The 18,658-nt window shown below is 54.8% G+C and carries 15 protein-coding genes; 4 read left to right on the top strand and 11 right to left on the bottom strand.

Going from position 1 to position 18,658, the window contains the following annotated elements; translation table 11 throughout:
• Nucleotides 1-12 precede the first annotated feature (12 nt).
• From ACDO57_RS20695 to yiaK, 3 genes are all read right to left on the bottom strand, one after another.
• On the bottom strand, nt 13-939 hold the full coding sequence (locus ACDO57_RS20695) for a DUF4862 family protein (protein ID WP_370884534.1): 927 nt from the start codon (nt 937-939) through the stop codon (nt 13-15).
• Between the two features lie 151 nt (nt 940-1,090).
• Entirely contained in the window at nt 1,091-1,558 is a 468-nt protein-coding gene (locus ACDO57_RS20700) for a YhcH/YjgK/YiaL family protein (protein ID WP_370884535.1), read from the bottom strand.
• 10 nt (nt 1,559-1,568) lie between these two features.
• Nucleotides 1,569-2,567 (bottom strand): 3-dehydro-L-gulonate 2-dehydrogenase, encoded by a 999-nt coding sequence (gene yiaK / locus ACDO57_RS20705; protein ID WP_061716193.1) that lies wholly within the window; start codon nt 2,565-2,567, stop codon nt 1,569-1,571.
• Nucleotides 2,568-2,791: 224 nt separating this feature from the next.
• Between yiaK and yiaJ the strand changes: the two genes are divergently transcribed.
• Both yiaJ and ACDO57_RS20715 read left to right on the top strand, forming a co-directional pair.
• Nucleotides 2,792-3,610 carry an IclR family transcriptional regulator YiaJ gene (gene yiaJ / locus ACDO57_RS20710; RefSeq protein ID WP_021242452.1) on the top strand — a complete coding sequence of 273 codons (819 nt, stop codon included), beginning with the start codon at nt 2,792-2,794 and terminating at the stop codon, nt 3,608-3,610.
• 3 nt (nt 3,611-3,613) lie between these two features.
• Nucleotides 3,614-4,069, top strand: coding sequence for a 4Fe-4S dicluster domain-containing protein (locus ACDO57_RS20715; RefSeq protein WP_061716192.1), 456 nt, complete (start codon nt 3,614-3,616; stop codon nt 4,067-4,069).
• On the opposite strand, the gene ACDO57_RS20720 is transcribed toward ACDO57_RS20715, so the two are convergent.
• From ACDO57_RS20720 to ACDO57_RS20735, 4 genes are all read right to left on the bottom strand, one after another.
• Nucleotides 4,053-5,771, bottom strand: a complete 1,719-nt coding sequence (locus ACDO57_RS20720) for a ShlB/FhaC/HecB family hemolysin secretion/activation protein (RefSeq protein WP_370884536.1) — start codon at nt 5,769-5,771, stop codon at nt 4,053-4,055. The two genes, ACDO57_RS20715 and ACDO57_RS20720, sit on opposite strands and share 17 nt — an antisense overlap.
• A 108-nt stretch (nt 5,772-5,879) precedes the next feature.
• Nucleotides 5,880-6,998 carry a collagen-like triple helix repeat-containing protein gene (locus ACDO57_RS20725; protein WP_370884537.1) on the bottom strand — a complete coding sequence of 373 codons (1,119 nt, stop codon included), beginning with the start codon at nt 6,996-6,998 and terminating at the stop codon, nt 5,880-5,882.
• A gap of 305 nt (nt 6,999-7,303) precedes the next feature.
• Nucleotides 7,304-8,560 carry a valine--pyruvate transaminase gene (avtA, locus tag ACDO57_RS20730; RefSeq protein WP_048992863.1) on the bottom strand — a complete coding sequence of 419 codons (1,257 nt, stop codon included), beginning with the start codon at nt 8,558-8,560 and terminating at the stop codon, nt 7,304-7,306.
• Nucleotides 8,561-8,756: 196 nt separating this feature from the next.
• The gene (locus tag ACDO57_RS20735) at nt 8,757-10,787 is read right to left on the bottom strand and encodes an alpha-amylase (RefSeq protein ID WP_370884538.1); all 2,031 of its coding nucleotides are present in this window, start codon (nt 10,785-10,787) and stop codon (nt 8,757-8,759) included.
• A 314-nt stretch (nt 10,788-11,101) separates the two neighbouring features.
• Between ACDO57_RS20735 and ACDO57_RS20740 the strand changes: the two genes are divergently transcribed.
• Nucleotides 11,102-11,926 carry a protein bax gene (locus ACDO57_RS20740; protein WP_032645431.1) on the top strand — a complete coding sequence of 275 codons (825 nt, stop codon included), beginning with the start codon at nt 11,102-11,104 and terminating at the stop codon, nt 11,924-11,926.
• A 39-nt stretch (nt 11,927-11,965) separates the two neighbouring features.
• On the opposite strand, the gene xylR is transcribed toward ACDO57_RS20740, so the two are convergent.
• The 4 genes from xylR to xylF form a co-directional block, all read right to left on the bottom strand.
• Entirely contained in the window at nt 11,966-13,144 is a 1,179-nt protein-coding gene (gene xylR / locus ACDO57_RS20745) for a D-xylose utilization transcriptional activator XylR (protein WP_021242460.1), read from the bottom strand.
• 33 nt (nt 13,145-13,177) lie between these two features.
• Nucleotides 13,178-14,359 carry a xylose ABC transporter permease XylH gene (gene xylH / locus ACDO57_RS20750; RefSeq protein WP_090420442.1) on the bottom strand — a complete coding sequence of 394 codons (1,182 nt, stop codon included), beginning with the start codon at nt 14,357-14,359 and terminating at the stop codon, nt 13,178-13,180.
• Nucleotides 14,337-15,878: a xylose ABC transporter ATP-binding protein gene (locus ACDO57_RS20755; protein WP_090420445.1), complete on the bottom strand. Its 1,542-nt coding sequence runs from the start codon at nt 15,876-15,878 to the stop codon at nt 14,337-14,339. Before ACDO57_RS20755 ends, xylH begins: the two co-directional genes overlap by 23 nt.
• Nucleotides 15,879-15,950: 72 nt before the next feature.
• Nucleotides 15,951-16,943 (bottom strand): D-xylose ABC transporter substrate-binding protein, encoded by a 993-nt coding sequence (gene xylF, locus ACDO57_RS20760; protein WP_032650791.1) that lies wholly within the window; start codon nt 16,941-16,943, stop codon nt 15,951-15,953.
• A 371-nt stretch (nt 16,944-17,314) separates the two neighbouring features.
• Here xylF and xylA point away from each other — a divergent pair, with 371 nt between their 5' ends.
• On the top strand, nt 17,315-18,637 hold the full coding sequence (gene xylA, locus ACDO57_RS20765) for a xylose isomerase (RefSeq protein WP_370884547.1): 1,323 nt from the start codon (nt 17,315-17,317) through the stop codon (nt 18,635-18,637).
• The last annotated feature ends 21 nt before the right edge of the window (nt 18,638-18,658 follow it).

Here is an 18,658-nt window from a genome sequence, read left to right on the forward strand (position 1 = left end):
ATTTTCTTATTGTTATTGCGTTGCTTTATTCATTGCGCTGATACCGTCGCGTAAAATGGCGATGCGATGGCTGACATCAGCATTAGCATTTATTTCCAGTAATTTAATACCGGAGAATTTCAACGTTGCGGCGCTCGCTGCAGTAAAGAGTGATTTTGCGTGTTCAGTTGTCATCAAACTGTCGGCGCAGAATGAGGAAAAAGGCGCGTGCAGATCCTGCCATTCTCCGTACTCCCCGTGGGTGGTCGTGCCCGAAAACATCAATGCACCCAGTTTCCCGGCATTGAGCGCGGCCTGCACATGGTCAAGCGGAAGGGTGGTGTTACGGCCTTCGATGGCTGAACGCGCCCAGTTGATGCAGACGTTGATATCCGTCTCTTTCACCACCTCCAGCACCTGCTCTAAGGGCAGGAAACCCTTGCGCGGTGCCGGGCCGTTCATGGCATCGCAGTGTTCCAGCACCAGATCGCAGCCCCAGTCCCAGCCTGTAATTTCACGGATGGAGCGGGAAAACGCCTCGGTGGCTTGTTCGACGGAAACATTGCCCGCCTGCGGGGCTGCCTGCATTTCCAGGGCTATCACTTTGCCCGGATAACGGGCGTTCACGGCGTTAACTTTCTGGTGCAGATGCCGGTAAAAGTCTATACATGCTTTACGCTGCGTTTCGTCGGCTGACGCCAGGCCAAATGCGCTGTTGATACCGCGGCGGCGCATGGTTTCCATCACTGCCGTGACCACAATTTGCCAGTCACCCGGCGTATGGCGGAACAGCCATTCGTCGCCAAGAGGATGAAGATTTTCAAGGCACGGCTGTTCCAGCCCGCGAATATTCGGCGTGTCGGAAAGTTCCCGCCAGAAGGTTTGTTCTTCTTGTTCCCCTTTCTGGTGAAACGAGGGTGCGCAGGGGTACGCACCAATAATAAAACTGGTATTGGTCATTTCGCGTTCCTGTATTTATACCCGTCATACTTCAAGTTGCATGTGCGTTGGCTGCGCTCGTTCACCCCAGTCACTTACTTATGTAAGCTCCTGGAGATTCACTCTCTTGCCGCCTTCCTGCAACTCGAATTATTTAGGGTATATCAGAAAATTAATCTAATTCGCTGATTGCCACTTTCACCACAATTTTACGAATTGCAGTTTCCTTGTTTTTAATACAGGCAGGACGGTGCACATCCTGCGGGAAAAATAGGGCATAGCTGCCGGGTATCATTTCGATAAACGATTCATGTTCACTGTCGTGATAAAAAATAATATCGCGCTGTTCCAGCAGTGATTCGCTTATTTCGTTATTGCCGGTATCAATAGCGATACCGATTTTCTCTTCACCCCACGCCAAAAACTGAATATCCAGATAGCGGCGGTGCACTTCCGGGCGGTTCTCGTGCGGTTCCTTTGTCGTCAGGTCGAGAACCTGAGCAAAAATGTTGCGACCTTCAATTTCTACTACGCCTGGCGCTAGGGTGGTGAAATCCGTCGTGCGCAGAAAATTAAGCGCTTTTTCAATCCCCTGCGGCAGGCGACACGGATTTGGCTGGGAAATATGTCCGAATATCATGGCCCACTCCTTACAGAGACTGGATTTTCGCCCACACGCTGTCGTCGATGGTGATGCCGTCGCGGCGGTTCTCTTCCAGCAGGCGCGTGAATTCATGCCCCGGAAGGCGGACGGCAACGTTTTCATCTGACCGCTGCGCGGTGGTAACGAAGTCCATAATGCGCTGCAGTTTGGCATCGCGGGTTGGACCGTCGATCAGGCGATCCACCTCGATGGCGATAAAGATCTGCGACACGCCATACTCGTCGCTGTTGTCCTGGGTCACTTCCGCGACGGAAGATCCGTTGGAGAGCAGGGTGGCGATCATGTCGAGCACGATGGATAAGCCGGACCCTTTCCAATAGCCCATGGGCAGAATGCGGCGGTTTTTCTCGATCACGCCCGGCTCTCGGGTGAGGTTACCTTCGTCGTCAAAGCCGCCGTCGACCGGCAGCTCGCGCCCGGCCAGGCGATTCACCTCCAGCATGCCGTAGGAGAACATTGACATCGACATGTCGACCATGGTGATCGGGTTAGAGGGAATAGCCACGATCAGCGGGTTGGTGCCGATACAGCACTCTTTTGATCCCCACGCGGGCATCACGGCAATCGAGTTGGTCCAGCAAATGCCGATATAGCCCTTCTCCGCCGCCTGCCAGCCGTAGCTGCCGCCGCGCATCCAGTGGTTCGCGTTACGCAGTGCCACCAGACCAATGCCGTGATCGGACGCCAGCTCGGTGGCGCGATCCATCATCTTTTTCGCCGTCAGGTTGCCAATGGAGCGCTGGGCATCCCACTGTTCGATGGCGCCTAATGTCATCACCCGTTTGGGCTGGGCGTCGGGAATGATATCGCCTGCATCAAGCTGCTGAATAAAGCGCGGGAAGCGGTTCACACCATGCGAATAGACGCCGGACTCCGTGGTGCGAGCGAACATGTCGGCGCAGGCGTCTGCGGTTTCCGCTTTCACGCCGCGATCGAGCAGAACCCGATTAAACGCCGCTTTCAACTCTTCGAAGGTCACTTTCATCCCTGTTCTCCTGTTCTTTTAAGGGCAAGTGCGAGTGCTTTTTTATCGCTAAATTTCACTATGCGAAATATGATTTCAAATATAGCGATCAAATTTTGTCAGATCAACGACATTCATGTTTTTCAAAATCGATTAAAATCAACTGGTTGTGTTTTTTCTGTTGAGATCGTGAACTGACCCACACTTTGCGCTACCATCAGGACGCGCTAAACAGGAGCCATGTAATGAGCATGAAAGAGAGCGAAATGACGCAAGAGAAAGAGAGGCCAGCAGGCAGCCAGAGCTTGTTTCGCGGCCTGATGCTGATTGAGATCCTCAGCAACTATCCGAACGGGTGTCCACTTGCGCATTTATCGGAACTGGCGGGGCTGAATAAGAGCACCGTGCACCGCTTGCTGCAGGGGCTACAGTCGTGCGGGTACGTGACCCCGGCACCCGCGGCGGGCAGCTATCGCCTGACCACCAAATTTATCGCCGTCGGGCAAAAGGCGCTGTCGTCGCTGAATATCATTCACGTGGCCGCTCCGCACCTCGAAGCGCTGAACATTGCGACCGGCGAGACGGTGAATTTCTCCAGCCGGGAAGACGACCACGCGATCCTGATTTACAAGCTCGAACCGACAACCGGTATGCTGCGCACGCGCGCCTATATCGGCCAGCATATGCCGCTCTACTGCTCCGCAATGGGCAAGATCTACATGGCGTTTGGTCATCAGGATTACGTGGCGAGCTACTGGGAGAGCCATCAGGAACAGATCCAACCTTTGACGCGCAACACCATCACTGAGCTGAGTGCGATGTATGATGAGCTGGCGGAAATTCGCGATCGCAGCATGGCGATGGACAAAGAAGAGAACGAGCTGGGCGTTTCCTGTATTGCCGTGCCGGTGTTTGATATCCACGGCCGCGTCCCGTATGCGATCTCCATTTCGCTGTCGACGTCGCGCATGAAGCAGGTGGGTGAGAAGAACTTGCTCAAGCCGCTGCGCGAAACGGCAGAGGCTATCTCAAAAGAGCTGGGTTTTAACGTGCGCGAGGCGTAACTGATGAACCGATTTATCATGGCGGATGCGGGAAAATGCATCGGGTGCCGCACCTGCGAAGTGGCCTGCGCGGTTGCGCATCAGGACGACTTCACCGCACAGACTTTCACCTCCCGCCTTCGGGTGGTGAAGGGGGACGCCTACACTACGGCGGTGGGTTGCCATCAGTGCGAGGACGCGCCCTGTGCTAACGTCTGCCCAACCCATGCCATCAGCCGTACGGCGGGCACCTGGCTCGTTGAGCAGACGCGCTGCATTGGGTGCAAAAGCTGTGTGGTGGCCTGTCCGTTTGGGGCGATGCAGGTTCGTCTGGAGGGAAATAGAGCGCAGGCGCTGAAATGTGATTTATGTGCGCATCGCGAAGGCGGACCGGCCTGCGTGGAGGCCTGTCCAACCCACGCGCTGCGCTGCGTTGATCCTGCCAGTATTCGGGCTGAAAAGCTTACTGCATTTTATTGAAATTCCACGTGAACGTCAGACTGTAGCGCCAGTCTCTGTTGCGACTGTCTGTCGGAACATCCCCGACGGGTCTTGCCGCCTCCACCGTGACGCTATAGTGGCGCGTATCGCCTATCATCACCCCGGTCGCCACTGACCCGAGCCGTTGATGAGGCAAACCGGAGGTGTTAAACCAGGTTTGCGCGGTATCGGCCAGGATGTAGGGCTGGATTGTGGCAAGCCAGGTGCTCTCTTTTCGCATCTGGATATAGCGCAGTTCTACCTGCCCGCCATAGCCGTAATCACCGCTTGCTTCACTGTCCTGGTATCCACGGCCAAAGCGCTGGGCACCAAAGCTAACGCGTTCGGGCTCCGGCAACGTGTTATTTGACCAGTCTCCCTCCCAGGACGTTGATAGCCGCCATTTGTCGGCAAACAGCCAGGCAGCGTCCAGATAGCTTTTTGTGAGCGTAAAATTCATATCGGGTTTAGGAGCTGAGACGATATCCGCACCCATCGCATCAATACCCTGACGGACGTTGAGCCTGCCGCTGATGCTGGCGGTTGTGAATTGATGTGCACCATTAATGCCCACTTCCAGCGCGGGATAACGCGCGTGTTGGTTGACGGAGTTCAGACTATAGGTTTTGCCCTGCAGTCTGGCCTGCAGGGCATAATCATCCTGGCGGTCGGTGTAATCAAAACCGCCGGTCAGATTAATTTGTGATTTTTGCGTCAGCAGCAGGGGATAGCCAAACGTCACGCCCCCGTTGTATTGCGTTGTTTTTTGCTTCGAATCGACTTTGATATTGTTCGGCAAAGAGAGCAGGGGAGAAAAATCTCGCGGATCTTCACGGTAATAGCTGCCTTTTAGCTGCATGGTCAGCCCTTCATCGTTTAAAAACTGCTGCCAGTTGAGACCGACATAGTTTTTTCGCGTGTTGCTATCTAACGGTACAAGCGTGGCCACACCAAGCTGATCGCCATAGCTTGTCATGTTGCTGAGCGTGCCGTTCAGCATCATTAAATCTTGCCCTTTACGGGTATCGATGGTGGAAGCGATATTCCAGCTCCGCTCCTGATTACCGGTTATCTGCATCGCCGCCGCGCCATAGATATTGGTTGGCAGCTGCGCGTTGGCCGTGACCGGAACGTTAGGGGTACGGGTCATCAGCTGGCTATAGCGATCGAACGTATCCTGTGACAGCGGTTTTTCCGCCATGATTTTTTCTGACAATCGTTTAAGACGCTCGGCGATATGAGGGTTATTACTGGTGATGTCGCTGTGAGCGACATACCCTTCAACCAGAACAATTTTAATATTGCCCTGCTGGAAATTATCATCCGGCAGCCAGGCATAGGAGAGCGGAAAACCGTCGGCCTTATAGCGCGCCGTAATATCATTTACCAGCCCCGTGAGCGTTTTTAGCGGCACGGTTTTTCCGGCGTACGGCCTGAAGGGCTGAAGCAATTCCTGCAAGGGATAACGCGTTCCGCCAATAAACTGAATGTGATGAATGGTAATGGGCGTTTCAGGCGTCAGCGTTGACTGCGGTTTTTCTATTTTGACTTTCGGCTGGGGGACAGCCTCAGTTTGTTCTGGGGCAACGTTACGCGAAACTTGCGCCGGGTTATCAGGGTTAATAATAGAGGGCAGTGTATCGGCGCGGGCCATGCTCAGCACAACCAGCCCCGTCAGCGAAAAAAGGAAGTGGTGTTTCATCGCGCTATCCCTGTTCATCATTCCCGGTTAGGGGGAGTGTCGCCGTATAAAGCGCCCCTGAACCAGGGGCGCAGAATGACAATAAGCAGATTACTGTTTGACCGGTGGTTAATGTGTTGTTGCGGTGGCCGTAACGCCCGACGTCAGGGTATTGAGGGTCGTATTGACCGTTGCACCCAGACTGTTGTTCGTGGCCGCCACGTTTGCATTAGCTGTGAGAGCGCCTGATCTTCCTCCGGTCGTCGAGGTGGCGGGTTTAACCAGCGTGCCGCTATCCGTCACCGTCTGGCCGACGTTCTGGACGACCTGACCCGCGCCGTTAAGCCCGCTATTACTGTTGCTGACGTTGGCCCCCACGCCGCTCACGGTGTTACCCACCTGGGTCAGCAGACCGTTGACCGGTGTGCCGAGACCCGTCGTGGTGCCCACGCTTTGCGTCACGCCCTGTACTCCGCCCAGCGTCTTGTTAGCCACGGTCGTGGTATCGGTTGTTACCTGAGTGACCGCAGGGCTGCTTACCGTGTTGGTGAGACCCGTGCCGGTGTTACTGACCAGTTGCCCGGTACTGTTGACCACGCTGCCCGTCAGGCCAGTTACACCGCTGACCGGTGTTCCGGAAGTGGAGCTCGCCAGGCCCGTGCCTACCGTTGAGACGGTATTGCCAAGGGAGGTGACCGACGTGGTCACGCCTTTGACCGTTGTGCCCACACCGTTCGCGTTGTTTGGATCGCCAACGCCAGTCGTGACGCCTGTCCCCACGGTGGACACAGCACTGCCAACACCGCTGACGGTGGTTGAAACGGTTGACGTGACGGGATTATTTGTCGGCAGCTGGCTTCCAAGACCATCCACCGTAGAGCCGACGCTGGTTACTGTTTTACCGGCATCACCCAGTATGGTATTTGCGCCTGCGGTAGTGGTTCCGCCACCGCCCGTGTTGCCTGTTCCGGTTCCTCCGCTGCCATTGCCTCCTGAGCCCGATCCTGATCCAGAACCCGTTCCGCCACCCGCGCCTGTCCCGGTACCCGAGCCGTTGCTGCCCGAACCGCCATTGCTCGCGGTCGAGCCACTTCCATCACCTGAGCCGCTGCTGCTTCCAGTCGCAGGGTTATTTTTGGCCGTTGAGTGATGAGAGCCGCCACCGCTTCCACTACAGGCAGAAAGAGAGAACGCGAGCAGTACCGCAACAGCAATAGCGCTGATGCGACTAACATTATTAGGTAGCATATGAATACTCCACGCAAAAGAACGCCGAGCGGCGTATTAGTGAGTATATGCAGTATTTTTAAATATGCATGAAAGTGACTTGATAAGGTATTTTGCGGTGTTGCAGGTGGTTATTTCAGAATAACAATAAGTTAATATCTTTAATTGATGCTTAATTATTGACGGGAAAGTTAGTGAGCGTAAATTAAAGGAATATTCCTAAGGAAACTCAAGAGAGATGATAAATTAAACGCTACAGGATATATCCTTAATATAAGATTCAGATCACGGAAAAATAAGGCTCTTCATTTGAAGAGCCTTATTATTTAACAATTGCCTTCGCGCCAGGCTTTTTCGATCTCTTCGGCGAGAATTTTAACACCCGCTTCGATTTTTTCCGGATCGGGGACGTAGTTCATGCGCATGCACTGATGGGTATGCGGCCACGGCTTATCCAGACCCGGGAAGAAATAATCGCCCGGCACCATCAGTACGCCGCGCTTTTTCAGGCGCTGGTAAAGCAGTTCGGTGGTGATAGGTAAATCCTTAAACCACAGCCAGAGGAAAATCGCCCCTTCCGGTTTGTGGATTAGGCAGCGTTCTTCCGGCAAGTAGCGGCGAATTGTCGCAATCGTCTCCTGAACGCGCTGGTAATAGAAAGGCTTGATCACGTCATTCGACAGACGCAGCAGGTCCTTGCGTTTGATCATTTCGCACATCATTGCCGGGCCAATGCCGCCCGGTGAAAGGCTGATAATGCCGTTCATATTGGTGATGGCGGTGATGATTTTCTCATTGGCAATGATGATGCCGCAGCGGCTGCCCGGCAGACCCAGCTTAGAAAGGCTCATGCACAGGACGATGTTCGGGTTCCACAGCGGGCGTGCTTCGCTGAAGATAATGCCCGGGAACGGTACGCCGTAGGCGTTATCGATCACCAGCGGGATGCCGTGCTGATTTGCCAGTACATCCAGCTTCATCAGTTCGTCGTCGGTGATCACGTTGCCCGTTGGGTTAGTCGGACGCGATACGCAGATCATGCCCGTCTCTTCGCCAATATGCAGGTGTTCAAAATCGACGTGATATTTGAACTGGCCTTCCGGCAGTAGCTCAATATTCGGGCGCGCGGAGACGAACAGATCCTCTTCCAAGCCGGAATCAGCGTAGCCGATATACTCCGGTGCCAGCGGGAAGAGCACTTTTTTGGTGGTGCCGTCGGCGCGACGCCCTGCGAACAGGTTAAACAAGTAGAAAAACGCGCTCTGGCTGCCGTTTGTCAGTGCAATATTCTGTGGTTCGATATCCCAACCCAGCTCGTCACGCAGCATTTCGGCGAGGAGTGCCAGCAGCTCGGTTTTACCCTGCGGGCCGTCGTAATTGCAAAGCGCATCGGTTGCTTTGCCGCTTTCCAGCATCTGAGCGAGCAGCGTCTGGAAATAGGTCGTCATCTCCGGGATTTGAGCCGGGTTTCCGCCGCCGAGCATGATTGCGCCCGGTGTGCGCAGCCCGTCGTTGAGGTCCTCCATCAGGCGAGTAATGCCTGAATGGCGGGTAAATTTGTCGCCGAAAAGTGAAAACGTCATAGCAGGTGATCTGTCGAGCTTATTTTGAAAGTGGGTAACCATAACGCTAGCACCGTGCTGGTGCAAATCGGGTGATGTGGTCGGATTTGTTGTTTTATAGGGCAGAGTTGGATTTGTGTAGTGAATAGTTCTGGTGGGATTTCCCCTCACCCCGGCCCTCCCCCCTGCGGGGAGAGGGTTAGGGTGAGGGGGAAAATTACTGATTACCTGCCCATACCACCATCACCTTATCGCCCTTGTGCTCGCGTACGAAGCCGTACCCCTCTTTCAGCGACAGCGTGGTTTGTTTGCCTTCACCGATCGCCGGATGGCGGGCGCGGAACTGCCCCAGCGTTTGCCAGTGGGCGACGGTTAGGGCCTGCTTGCCCGTGACGTCCTGCCAGTTCATATCTGACCGGGTACCCTGCAGCGGGTCGGAGCCTGTCGGCCCGAACGGACGCTCGGATTCATCCCCGTAATAGATTTGTACGCTGCCCGGCGCCAGCAGAAGCAATTCCGCTGCGCGCTGGCCCCCTTCGCGGAACAGGCGCGTATCGTGGGATGAGAGATAGCTCAGCACGTTGAAGCTTTGCAGCTTCTCCGCCATCTGCTGCCAGGTGAGATCCATATCGGCCAGGCAATCCACCGCTTTTGCCGCCTGCTCCTGATAATCAAAGTTGATCATCGCATCAAAACCGTGGCGGTAATAATCGCTTTGCATCACCCCGTGGCCCCAGGATTCCCCGGTCATCCAGAACGGTGCGTTGTCGAGCTTTTTGTCCGGGTTCGCCCCTTTCCAGGCGGCCAGCGCCTGGCTTGCCTGGTCTTTCAGCTGTTGCCAGGCCGCAAGCTCAACGTGTTTCGCCGTATCCACCCGGAAACCGTCGATGCCGTAGTCACGGACCCACTGGCTGAGCCAGTGGGTAAGGTAGTCGCGCGGGGTATATCCCTTGATGGCCTTCGCGTGGGTATCGGGTTTGTGTTGATAAAAGTTTGGCAATCCAGAAGGCGTCGTGGATTCCGTTTTCAGATCCGGCAGAAATGCCAGCGACATGGTTAAATCATCGAAGCCGGGGTTATCGTAATCACCGATGTCGGTGCGGATCCACTTTTTACCCCACCATTTTTCCCATGCGGCTTTGTCACTAAAGTTGATGTAGTCGTTAAAGCTGTGCCAGGTCTGGCCTGCGCCCGGCTTCCAGTCCGTCCAGCGTTCTCCCAGCATCTTTTTCAGCTCATCACCCTGCAGGTACAGAGCACCAAACTGATATTCCTGCATGTCTGCCAGCGTGGCATAACCAACGTGGTTCATGACGATATCGAAAAGAACGCGGATCCCGCGTTTGTGCGCTTCGTCGACAAGCTGGCGTAAATCATCTTCAGTTCCCATATTGGCGTCGAGCGTTGTCCAGTCCAGGGTGTAGTAGCCGTGATAGGCGTAATGCGGGAAATCACCTTTGGTGCCACCGCCTACCCAGCCGTGGATCTGCTCAAGCGGGGAGCTTATCCAGAGCGCATTTACCCCCAACTGCTGTAAATAATCGAGCTTGCCGGCGAGCCCCTTGAGATCGCCGCCGTGGAAGGTGCCAATCTCCTGCATGCCGTCTTTATGGCGGCCATAGCTGTTGTCGTTGCCCGGGTCGCCATTCACATAGCGATCGGTCAGTACAAAATAGACGGTGGCGTTTTGCCAGCTAAACGGCGCAGGCTTGTCGGTTTCGGCGCGCTCAAGCAGCAGCAGGCCGTTACTGTTGGCGGCTGGCTGCAGGGTGATTTTCCCATCTTGTACGGTCGCCGTCTGTTTACTGTAGTAGTCGCGCACCACGGTGCCTTCCGGGAAGGTGTTGCTGACGTCCAGCGTCAGCGGCTTACCGTCCCACTTTGGACACTGGCGGATGACGTTTGCAACCGGCTGTTCTGCGGCACTCTGAATCGTCAGCAGCAGGGTGGGCGTGCCGGAGCGAGTATCAATCCGCATCTGGTAGTCGCCGTCGCGGAAAAGTCGCCACTGCGGCGGTGTGCCGTCACAGGGCTTGAGCGACAGCATCTCATTGAGTTTTATCGCGCCTGTGGGCTGCCAGCACGTCTTGTCAAAACTCAGCGTAAGAGGACGCGTACCCTTCGCAAGCTTTGCCTGGCTGGTGAAGACTCCGGTGCCTTCGGCGCTAAATGCGCTAAACCCCGGCGATGACCAGTCGGCATATGCCAGTGCGGGTAACATCAGAAAGGCTAATGCGGTGCGTTTCATTCCTTTTTCCTGTCGCGGCATTTTTGACCAGTGTGCCAGCAGGCAGAGGGGAAAAACTCATCCCCTGTCGCTTTCTGCCGGGAGGATGCGTGAGGATGAGTGATCTTGCGCAAAATTAGGCAGTTATCTGCGAGAACGCACACATATTTTCAGAAATGATGTTTTTATGAGCAAGTTTCAGGTGACATAGTTTCGGAATTGGACTATTTCTATACGTGCTCTTGAAGTCTATTTTTGATATGATTTGAGATTCCGCTCTCAAATTTGTGAAAAAAATAAGGTGTTGGGATGATTACATCCGACCAGGAGACCTAATGATATCGACTCCCATTCGACGATATGGGGCTGCGATACTCATGTTACTCACCACGGCATTTTCGGGTGAGGTGCTTGCGAAGACGCACACGGATACAACGAGTAAGAAAGCCCACGTAATAAAGACGACAAGTAGTAAGGTTAGCAGTAAACAAGAGTATTCTCGCAATAGTGCAAAGAGTAGTTCACTTCCTGATTTGCGAAAATACCCTTCCGGAACACCAAGGAAAAAAGCGTTTCTCCGGACGGTAATGCCTTACATCACGAGTCAAAATGCCGCGATTACTGCGGATCGTAACTGGCTGATCTCCAAACAGTACGATAGCCGCTGGTCGCCGTCAGAGCGCGCGCGTCTGAAAGATATCACGCAGCGCTACAAGCTGAGCTGGAACGGTAACACCCGTCGTGTGCCGTGGAATGCTCTTCTTGAGCGTGTGGATATCATCCCGGGCAGCATGGTTGCGACCATGGCTGCTGCCGAAAGCGGCTGGGGGACTTCTAAGCTTGCGCGTAGCAACAACAACCTTTTCGGCATGAAGTGCGTGAAAGGTCGTTGTAACAATGCCCCTGGCAAGGTGAAAGGCTATTCGCAGTTTGAATCTGTGAAAGATTCCGTCAGCGCCTACGTAGTGAATCTGAATACGCACCCGGCCTACTCATCGTTCCGTAAATCACGCGCTCAGCTGCGTAAAGCGGACCAGGAAGTGACGGCCAGTACGATGATCCACAAGCTGAAAGGTTATTCGACGAAGGGACAGAGTTATAACAACTATCTGTTCGCCATGTACCAGGATAACCAGCGCTTAATCGCCGCCCATATGTAATCTCAAAAAAACGCCTTCCACTGGAAGGCGTTTTCTTTTCTATATCAGCACCTCGCTGTGGCGATCCCGATACTCCTTCGGCGTGGTGTCATACTCTTTGCGGAACACCGAATAGAAATATTGCAGAGACGGGTAACCGCACATCTGCGAGATTTCGTTGATCGACAGTGACGTGGAGATGAGCAGGCTGCGTGCTTTCTCCAGCTTTTCAGCATGGATAACGGCATGAATGGTTTCGCCCACCTCTTCTTTGAACCGCTTCTCCAGATTCGAACGCGAAATGCCCACCGAATCCAGCACCTGATCGACTTTAATCCCTTTGCAGGCGTGGTTGCGAATATAGTGCATGGCCTGAATGACGGCCGGGTCGCTTAAGGAGCGATAATCGGTTGAGCGACGTTCTACGACGCGAACAGGAGGCACCAGCAGGCGCTGAAGCGGCAGAGATTCTTTATCCAGCAGGCGATGCAGCAGCTTCGCCGCCTGATAGCCCATCTGACGCGTGCCCTGGGCAACGGAGGAGAGCGCCACGCGGGAAAGGTAGCGGGTCAGTTCTTCATTATCAATGCCAATCACGCACAGCTTTTCGGGCACCGGAATGTGTAAATGTTCGCAGACCTGCAGCACGTGGCGCGCGCGGGCGTCCGTTACGGCAATAATACCGGTTTGCGGCGGCAGCGTTTGCAGCCAGTCCGCCAGGCGGTTTTGCGCGTGCTGCCAGTTTTCCGGCGCGGTCTCCAGGCCCTGATACACCACGCCGCGATACTTTTCCTGCGCGACCAGCTGGCAAAACGCGTGTTCGCGCTCAACGGCCCAGCGCTTGCCGCTGGTGGCGGGTAAACCATAAAACGCGAAGCGATGGACGCCTTTCTCTTTTAAATGGAGAAAGGCGGCCTCGACCAGCGCATGGTTATCGGTGGCAATATAGTGGACCGGCGGATAGTGTTCGGGCGAATGGTAGGAGCCGCCGACGCCCACTATCGGGACGTCGACGTCGGTCAGCAGCTGCTCGATGACGGGATCGTCATAGTCCGCGATGACGCCATCGCCCAGCCAGTCTTTGATGTTCTCCAGACGGGTGCGAAAATCTTCTTCAATAAAAATATCCCATTCGGATTGCGACGCCTGCAAATATTCACCCACGCCTTCCACCACCTGACGGTCGTAGGCTTTGTTGGCATTGAATAACAACGTAATGCGGTGACGCTTTTCAAACATGGCTCACTTCCCAATTAAGTCACAATACGGTTATCAGGCCCGTCGCTTGGTGGCCGAGTCCATCCAGACTGCCAGTAAAAGAATGGCCCCCTTGACGATATACTGCCAAAACGTCGGGACGTCCATCATACTCATCCCGTTATCCAACGACGCCATGATAAATGCCCCCATGACCGCACCTGCCACGCTACCGATACCCCCTGCGAGGCTGGTGCCGCCAATAACGCAGGCGGCGATAGCATCCAGCTCGGCGATGTTACCGGCGGAGGGAGAGCCGGCCCCGAGACGCGAGCTGAGGATCAATCCGGCGATAGCGACCATCAGGCCGTTAATGGCGAAGACCGCCAGCTTGGTGCGTTCGACATTGATACCCGAGAGGCGGGCCGCTTCAAGGTTGCCGCCAATGGCATAAATACGGCGGCCAAACGCGGTGCGCGTGGCCATAAACATGCCGCCCAGCAGTAAAAGTGCCAGCAGCAGGACAGGGGTCGGGACACCGCGATAGTCGTTTAAAAGCCAGATGGCGCCCAGCACAATGACCGCCATGAGCGCCTGACGTCCCACTACCGACGTGGATGCTGGCGACGCCAGCCCCAGCGCCTGACGGCGCATACGTCCACGCCACTGCCACGCGACAAAGGCCAGTAACCCAATCACACCGAGGGTAAAGCCCACGCTATCTGAGAGATAACTCTGGCCAATCTGCGACATGGCTGCACTGGTCGGGGAGACGGTAGTGCCGTTAGTGATGCCGATTAAGATCCCGCGGAAGGCCAGCATCCCTGCCAGGGTGACGATGAACGACGGCACTTTACGGTAGGCTACCCACCAGCCATTCCAGGCTCCCAGTACCAGCCCCAATACCAGCGTGACCGCCACGGTCAGCGGCAGCGGCCAGCCGAACCAGACGTCAAAAATCGCCGCCACGCCGCCGAGGAGCCCCATCATTGAACCGACCGACAGGTCGATTTCCGCGGAGATAATCACGAACACCATGCCGACGGCGAGAATGCCGGTGATGGCGGTCTGGCGGAGCAGGTTGGAGACGTTACGCGCGCTTAAGTACGAGCCATCGGTCATCCAGGTAAAGAACAGCATGATGACGATAATCGCCGCGATCATCACGAAAACCTGCAGGTTAAGCGCTTTTAGCCCCGCGAACGCACCGGGCGTCGGAACGGCGACTTTGATATCAGACGGATTGCTTTTCGACATGACGTTCGCTCCTTAAAGCGGCTTCCATCACCTGCTCCTGCGTCAGGTTCTGGTTAATCAGGTTGGCTTTCAGTTTTCCCTCGTGCATGACCAGCACGCGGTCGCTCAGGCCGAGCACTTCGGGTAACTCAGACGAAATGACAATGACGGCAATCCCTTGCTGTACAAGCTGATTAATCAGTTTGTAGATTTCATATTTGGCACCGATATCAATCCCGCGCGTGGGCTCATCAAGGATTAGAATGCGTGGATTGAGAAGCAGGCAGCGCGCCAGAATCGCCTTCTGCTGGTTGCCGCCGCTCAGACGGCCAATGGCCAGTTCTGGTGAGGAGGTTTTGACCTTCAGCCGGGCAAGTGACTGGAGAATGCACTGCTGCTCGGCGGCATCGTCCAGGCTGCTCAACGCGCCGGAGAACCGATCGAGCGCCGCAAGCGTAATATTTTTCCCCACCGCCATAACCGGCACGATACCGTCTTTTTTGCGGTCTTCCGGCACCATGGCAATGCCGCGGGCAATCGCCTGCTGGCAGTTGTCGATTTTCACCGGCTGGCCGTCGATATAAATCGTGCCCTCCCAGCGTCCCGGCCACACGCCAAACAGACACTGTACGGCCTCAGTGCGCCCGGCGCCGACTAACCCGGCAATACCGAGAATTTCGCCGCTGTGCAGAGAAAACGAGACGTTATTCACACGCTTGATGTGGCGGTTAACGGGATGCCACGCGGTCAGATTTTCCACGCGCAGCACTTCATCACCTGTTGCGTGGGGCTCATTCGGGTAGAGTGCCGTCAGCTCGCGTCCTACCATCATGGTGATGATGTCATCCTCACTCATGCCCGCGGCTTCACGCGTGCCGATGTGTTGCCCGTCTCGGATCACGCAGATGGTGTCCGAAATGGCTTTAACCTCGTTCAGCTTGTGCGAAATATAGATGCAGGCGATGCCGTGATTTTGCAGATCGCGAATGATATCGAGCAGAACCGCAGTTTCCTGTTCGGTGAGCGAGGCCGTTGGCTCATCAAGGATCAGCAGCCTGACCTGTTTATTGAGCGCTTTCGCGATTTCGACCAGCTGCTGTTGCCCTAGGCCCAGATCCCCCACGCGGGTATCCGGTGAAATGTTGAGGCTCACCTGCGCCAGCAGCTTTTCGCAGCGGAGCGTCATGGTGTCGTAATCCAGCACGCCGTGGCGGGAAATTTCGGCCCCGAGGAAAATGTTCTCCAGCACGGTGAGATGCTTCACCAGCGCCAGCTCCTGGTGGATGATGGCGATGCCTTTGCGTTCGGTATCGCGGATGTGTGTCGCCTGGATCACTTCACCGGCAAAGACGATTTCGCCTTCGTAGCTGCCGTGTGGGTAGATCCCGCACAACACTTTCATCAGCGTCGACTTGCCCGAACCGTTCTCACCGCACAGCGAAACCACTTCGCCGGGGTTCAACCGGAGGCTGACGTTGTCGACGGCTTTCACCGTGCCGAAGCGTTTGGTGATGCTTTTCATTTCAAGTAAATAAGGCATAACTGCTCCACATAACCCGAGGGAAGAACAGTACAACGTGATGCGCCCCCGCAGAGCAGGGGCCGCGCCGGATTACAGTTCGCTCTTCTTGTGGAAACCGTCTTTAACCACGGTGGCGTCAATGTTCTCTTTGTTGACTTCAATCGGTGTGAGCAGGCGAGCCGGAACGTCTTTCAGCCCGTTATTCAGCGTTGCGTCTGCTTTAGGCTGTTTGCCATTGCCCAGCTCTACGGCGATTTCCGCCGCCGTATTGGCCAACTGGGTAATCGGTTTGTAGACCGTCATGGTTTGGGTGCCTGCGATAATGCGTTTTACGCCAGCCAGATCGGCATCCTGTCCTGAAATGGCGACTTTACCGGCCAGCCCCTGTGCACTCAGGGCCTGGATAGCACCGCCTGCGGTGGCATCGTTGGAGGCCACAACCGCATCAATTTTGTTGTTGTTGGCCGTCAGCGCGTTTTCCATAATCTTCAGCGCGTTTTCTGGCAGCCAGCCGTCGGCCCACTGATCGCCGACCACTTTAATTTTCCCGTTGTCGATATACGGCTTAAGGACTTTCATTTGTCCTTCACGGAACAGTTTGGCGTTGTTATCCACCGGAGAGCCGCCCATCAGGAAATAATTGCCCTGAGGCACTTTGTCGATCAGGCTTTGCGCCTGTAATTCCCCGACTTTTTCATTGTCGAACGAAATATAATAATCAATGTCCGCATTATTAATCATGCGGTCATAGGCCAGCACTTTTATGCCTTCCTGTTTGGCTTCTTTCACCACGTTACTTAATACCTGGCCGTTATAGGGGATAATGACCAGCACATCGACGCCACGGTTAATCATATTCTCGATCTGCGACATTTGTGTTTCTTCGTTGCCGTTAGCCGACTGAACAAACACGCTGGCGCCGAGGGATTCTGCTTTTTTAACAAAAATATCGCGATCTTTTTGCCAGCGCTCCAGACGCAGGTCGTCAATCGCCATGCCAATTTTGACCTCTTTGGCATGTCCTGCAAAGCTTGCAAGGAGGAGCGTAGTGCAGAGCGTTAGAGTCAGGTTCTTTATCTTCATAATTATTAGGCCTTTTTGTAGGGGTATGTGTTGCTGAGATAAAAGAAACATTCACTGCTGAGACGCAGCAAATTTTTAACGCGGAAAGACGGGCTGGCAATTACAGATTTTTATCTTCCCATTATGATATTTGGTTTATTTCTGAATTTATGACCGCGATCGGATTTTAAAATACGTAACGTCTTAATTACATTTGATTCTGGAATACGCGCCGAGAAATAGTTTGTCTGCGCATTATTTTGCGAGCCAGCGCACAGTTGTGCATTCTCTCAATAGCAGTGTGAAATAACGTAATTGAGCAACCCAAAATGTCTATTCACTATTACTCCTGTATCAACGACTCGCCGCATACCCTGATTATGGAGCTCAATATGCAAGCTTATTTCGACCAACTCGATCGTGTTCGTTACGAAGGCCCAAAAACGACCAATCCTTTAGCATTTCGTCACTACAACCCGGATGAGCTGGTGCTGGGTAAGCGCATGGAAGATCATCTGCGCTTTGCCGCCTGTTACTGGCATACCTTCTGCTGGAACGGCGCCGATATGTTCGGCGTGGGTTCCTTTGACCGCCCGTGGCAGCAGCCGGGTGAGGCCCTTGAACTGGCGAAACGCAAAGCCGATGTCGCGTTTGAGTTCTTCCACAAGCTGAACGTGCCGTACTACTGCTTCCATGACGTGGACGTGTCACCGGAAGGCGCATCGCTGAAAGAGTATCTGAACAATTTTGCGCAGATGGTGGATGTACTGGCGGCGAAACAGCAGCAAAGCGGCGTGAAGCTGCTGTGGGGCACGGCAAACTGCTTTACCAACCCTCGCTACGGCGCGGGCGCGGCAACCAACCCGGATCCAGAAGTGTTTAGCTGGGCGGCCACGCAGGTGGTGACGGCAATGAACGCCACGTATCAGCTGGGCGGTGAAAACTATGTCCTGTGGGGCGGACGTGAAGGCTATGAAACCCTGCTCAACACCGATCTGCGTCAGGAGCGCGAGCAGATTGGCCGCTTTATGCAGATGGTTGTCGACCATAAGCACAAAATCGGCTTCCGCGGCACGCTGCTGATTGAGCCGAAGCCGCAGGAACCGACGAAGCACCAGTATGACTACGACGTGGCGACGGTGTATGGCTTCCTGAAGCAGTTCGGTCTGGAAAAAGAGATCAAAGTTAACATTGAAGCCAACCACGCCACGCTGGCGGGCCACTCTTTCCACCACGAGATCGCGTCTGCGATTGCGCTGGGCATCTTCGGCTCGGTCGATGCTAACCGCGGCGACGCGCAGCTGGGCTGGGACACCGACCAGTTCCCGAACAGCGTGGAAGAGAATGCGCTGGTAATGTACGAAATCATCAAAGCGGGCGGTTTCACTACCGGCGGCCTGAACTTTGATGCCAAAGTGCGTCGCCAGAGCACCGACAAATACGATCTGTTCTACGGCCACATTGGCGCGATGGACACCATGGCGCTGGCGCTGAAAGTGGCGGCACGTATGATTGAAGACGGCGAGCTCGATAAACGCGTGGCGAAGCGTTACAGCGGCTGGAACAGTGAGCTGGGCCAGCAAATTTTGAAAGGTCAGTTATCACTTGCGGAGATCGCGAAGTACGCTGAACAACATCTGCTGGCGCCGCAGCACCAGAGCGGGCATCAGGAACTGCTGGAAAATCTGGTCAATCACTACCTGTTCGATAAATAACAGCACGTAGGCCCGGTAAGC

The organism is Enterobacter cloacae complex sp. 2015409, from assembly GCF_041365315.1.
GTDB lineage: Bacteria > Pseudomonadota > Gammaproteobacteria > Enterobacterales > Enterobacteriaceae > Enterobacter > Enterobacter pseudoroggenkampii.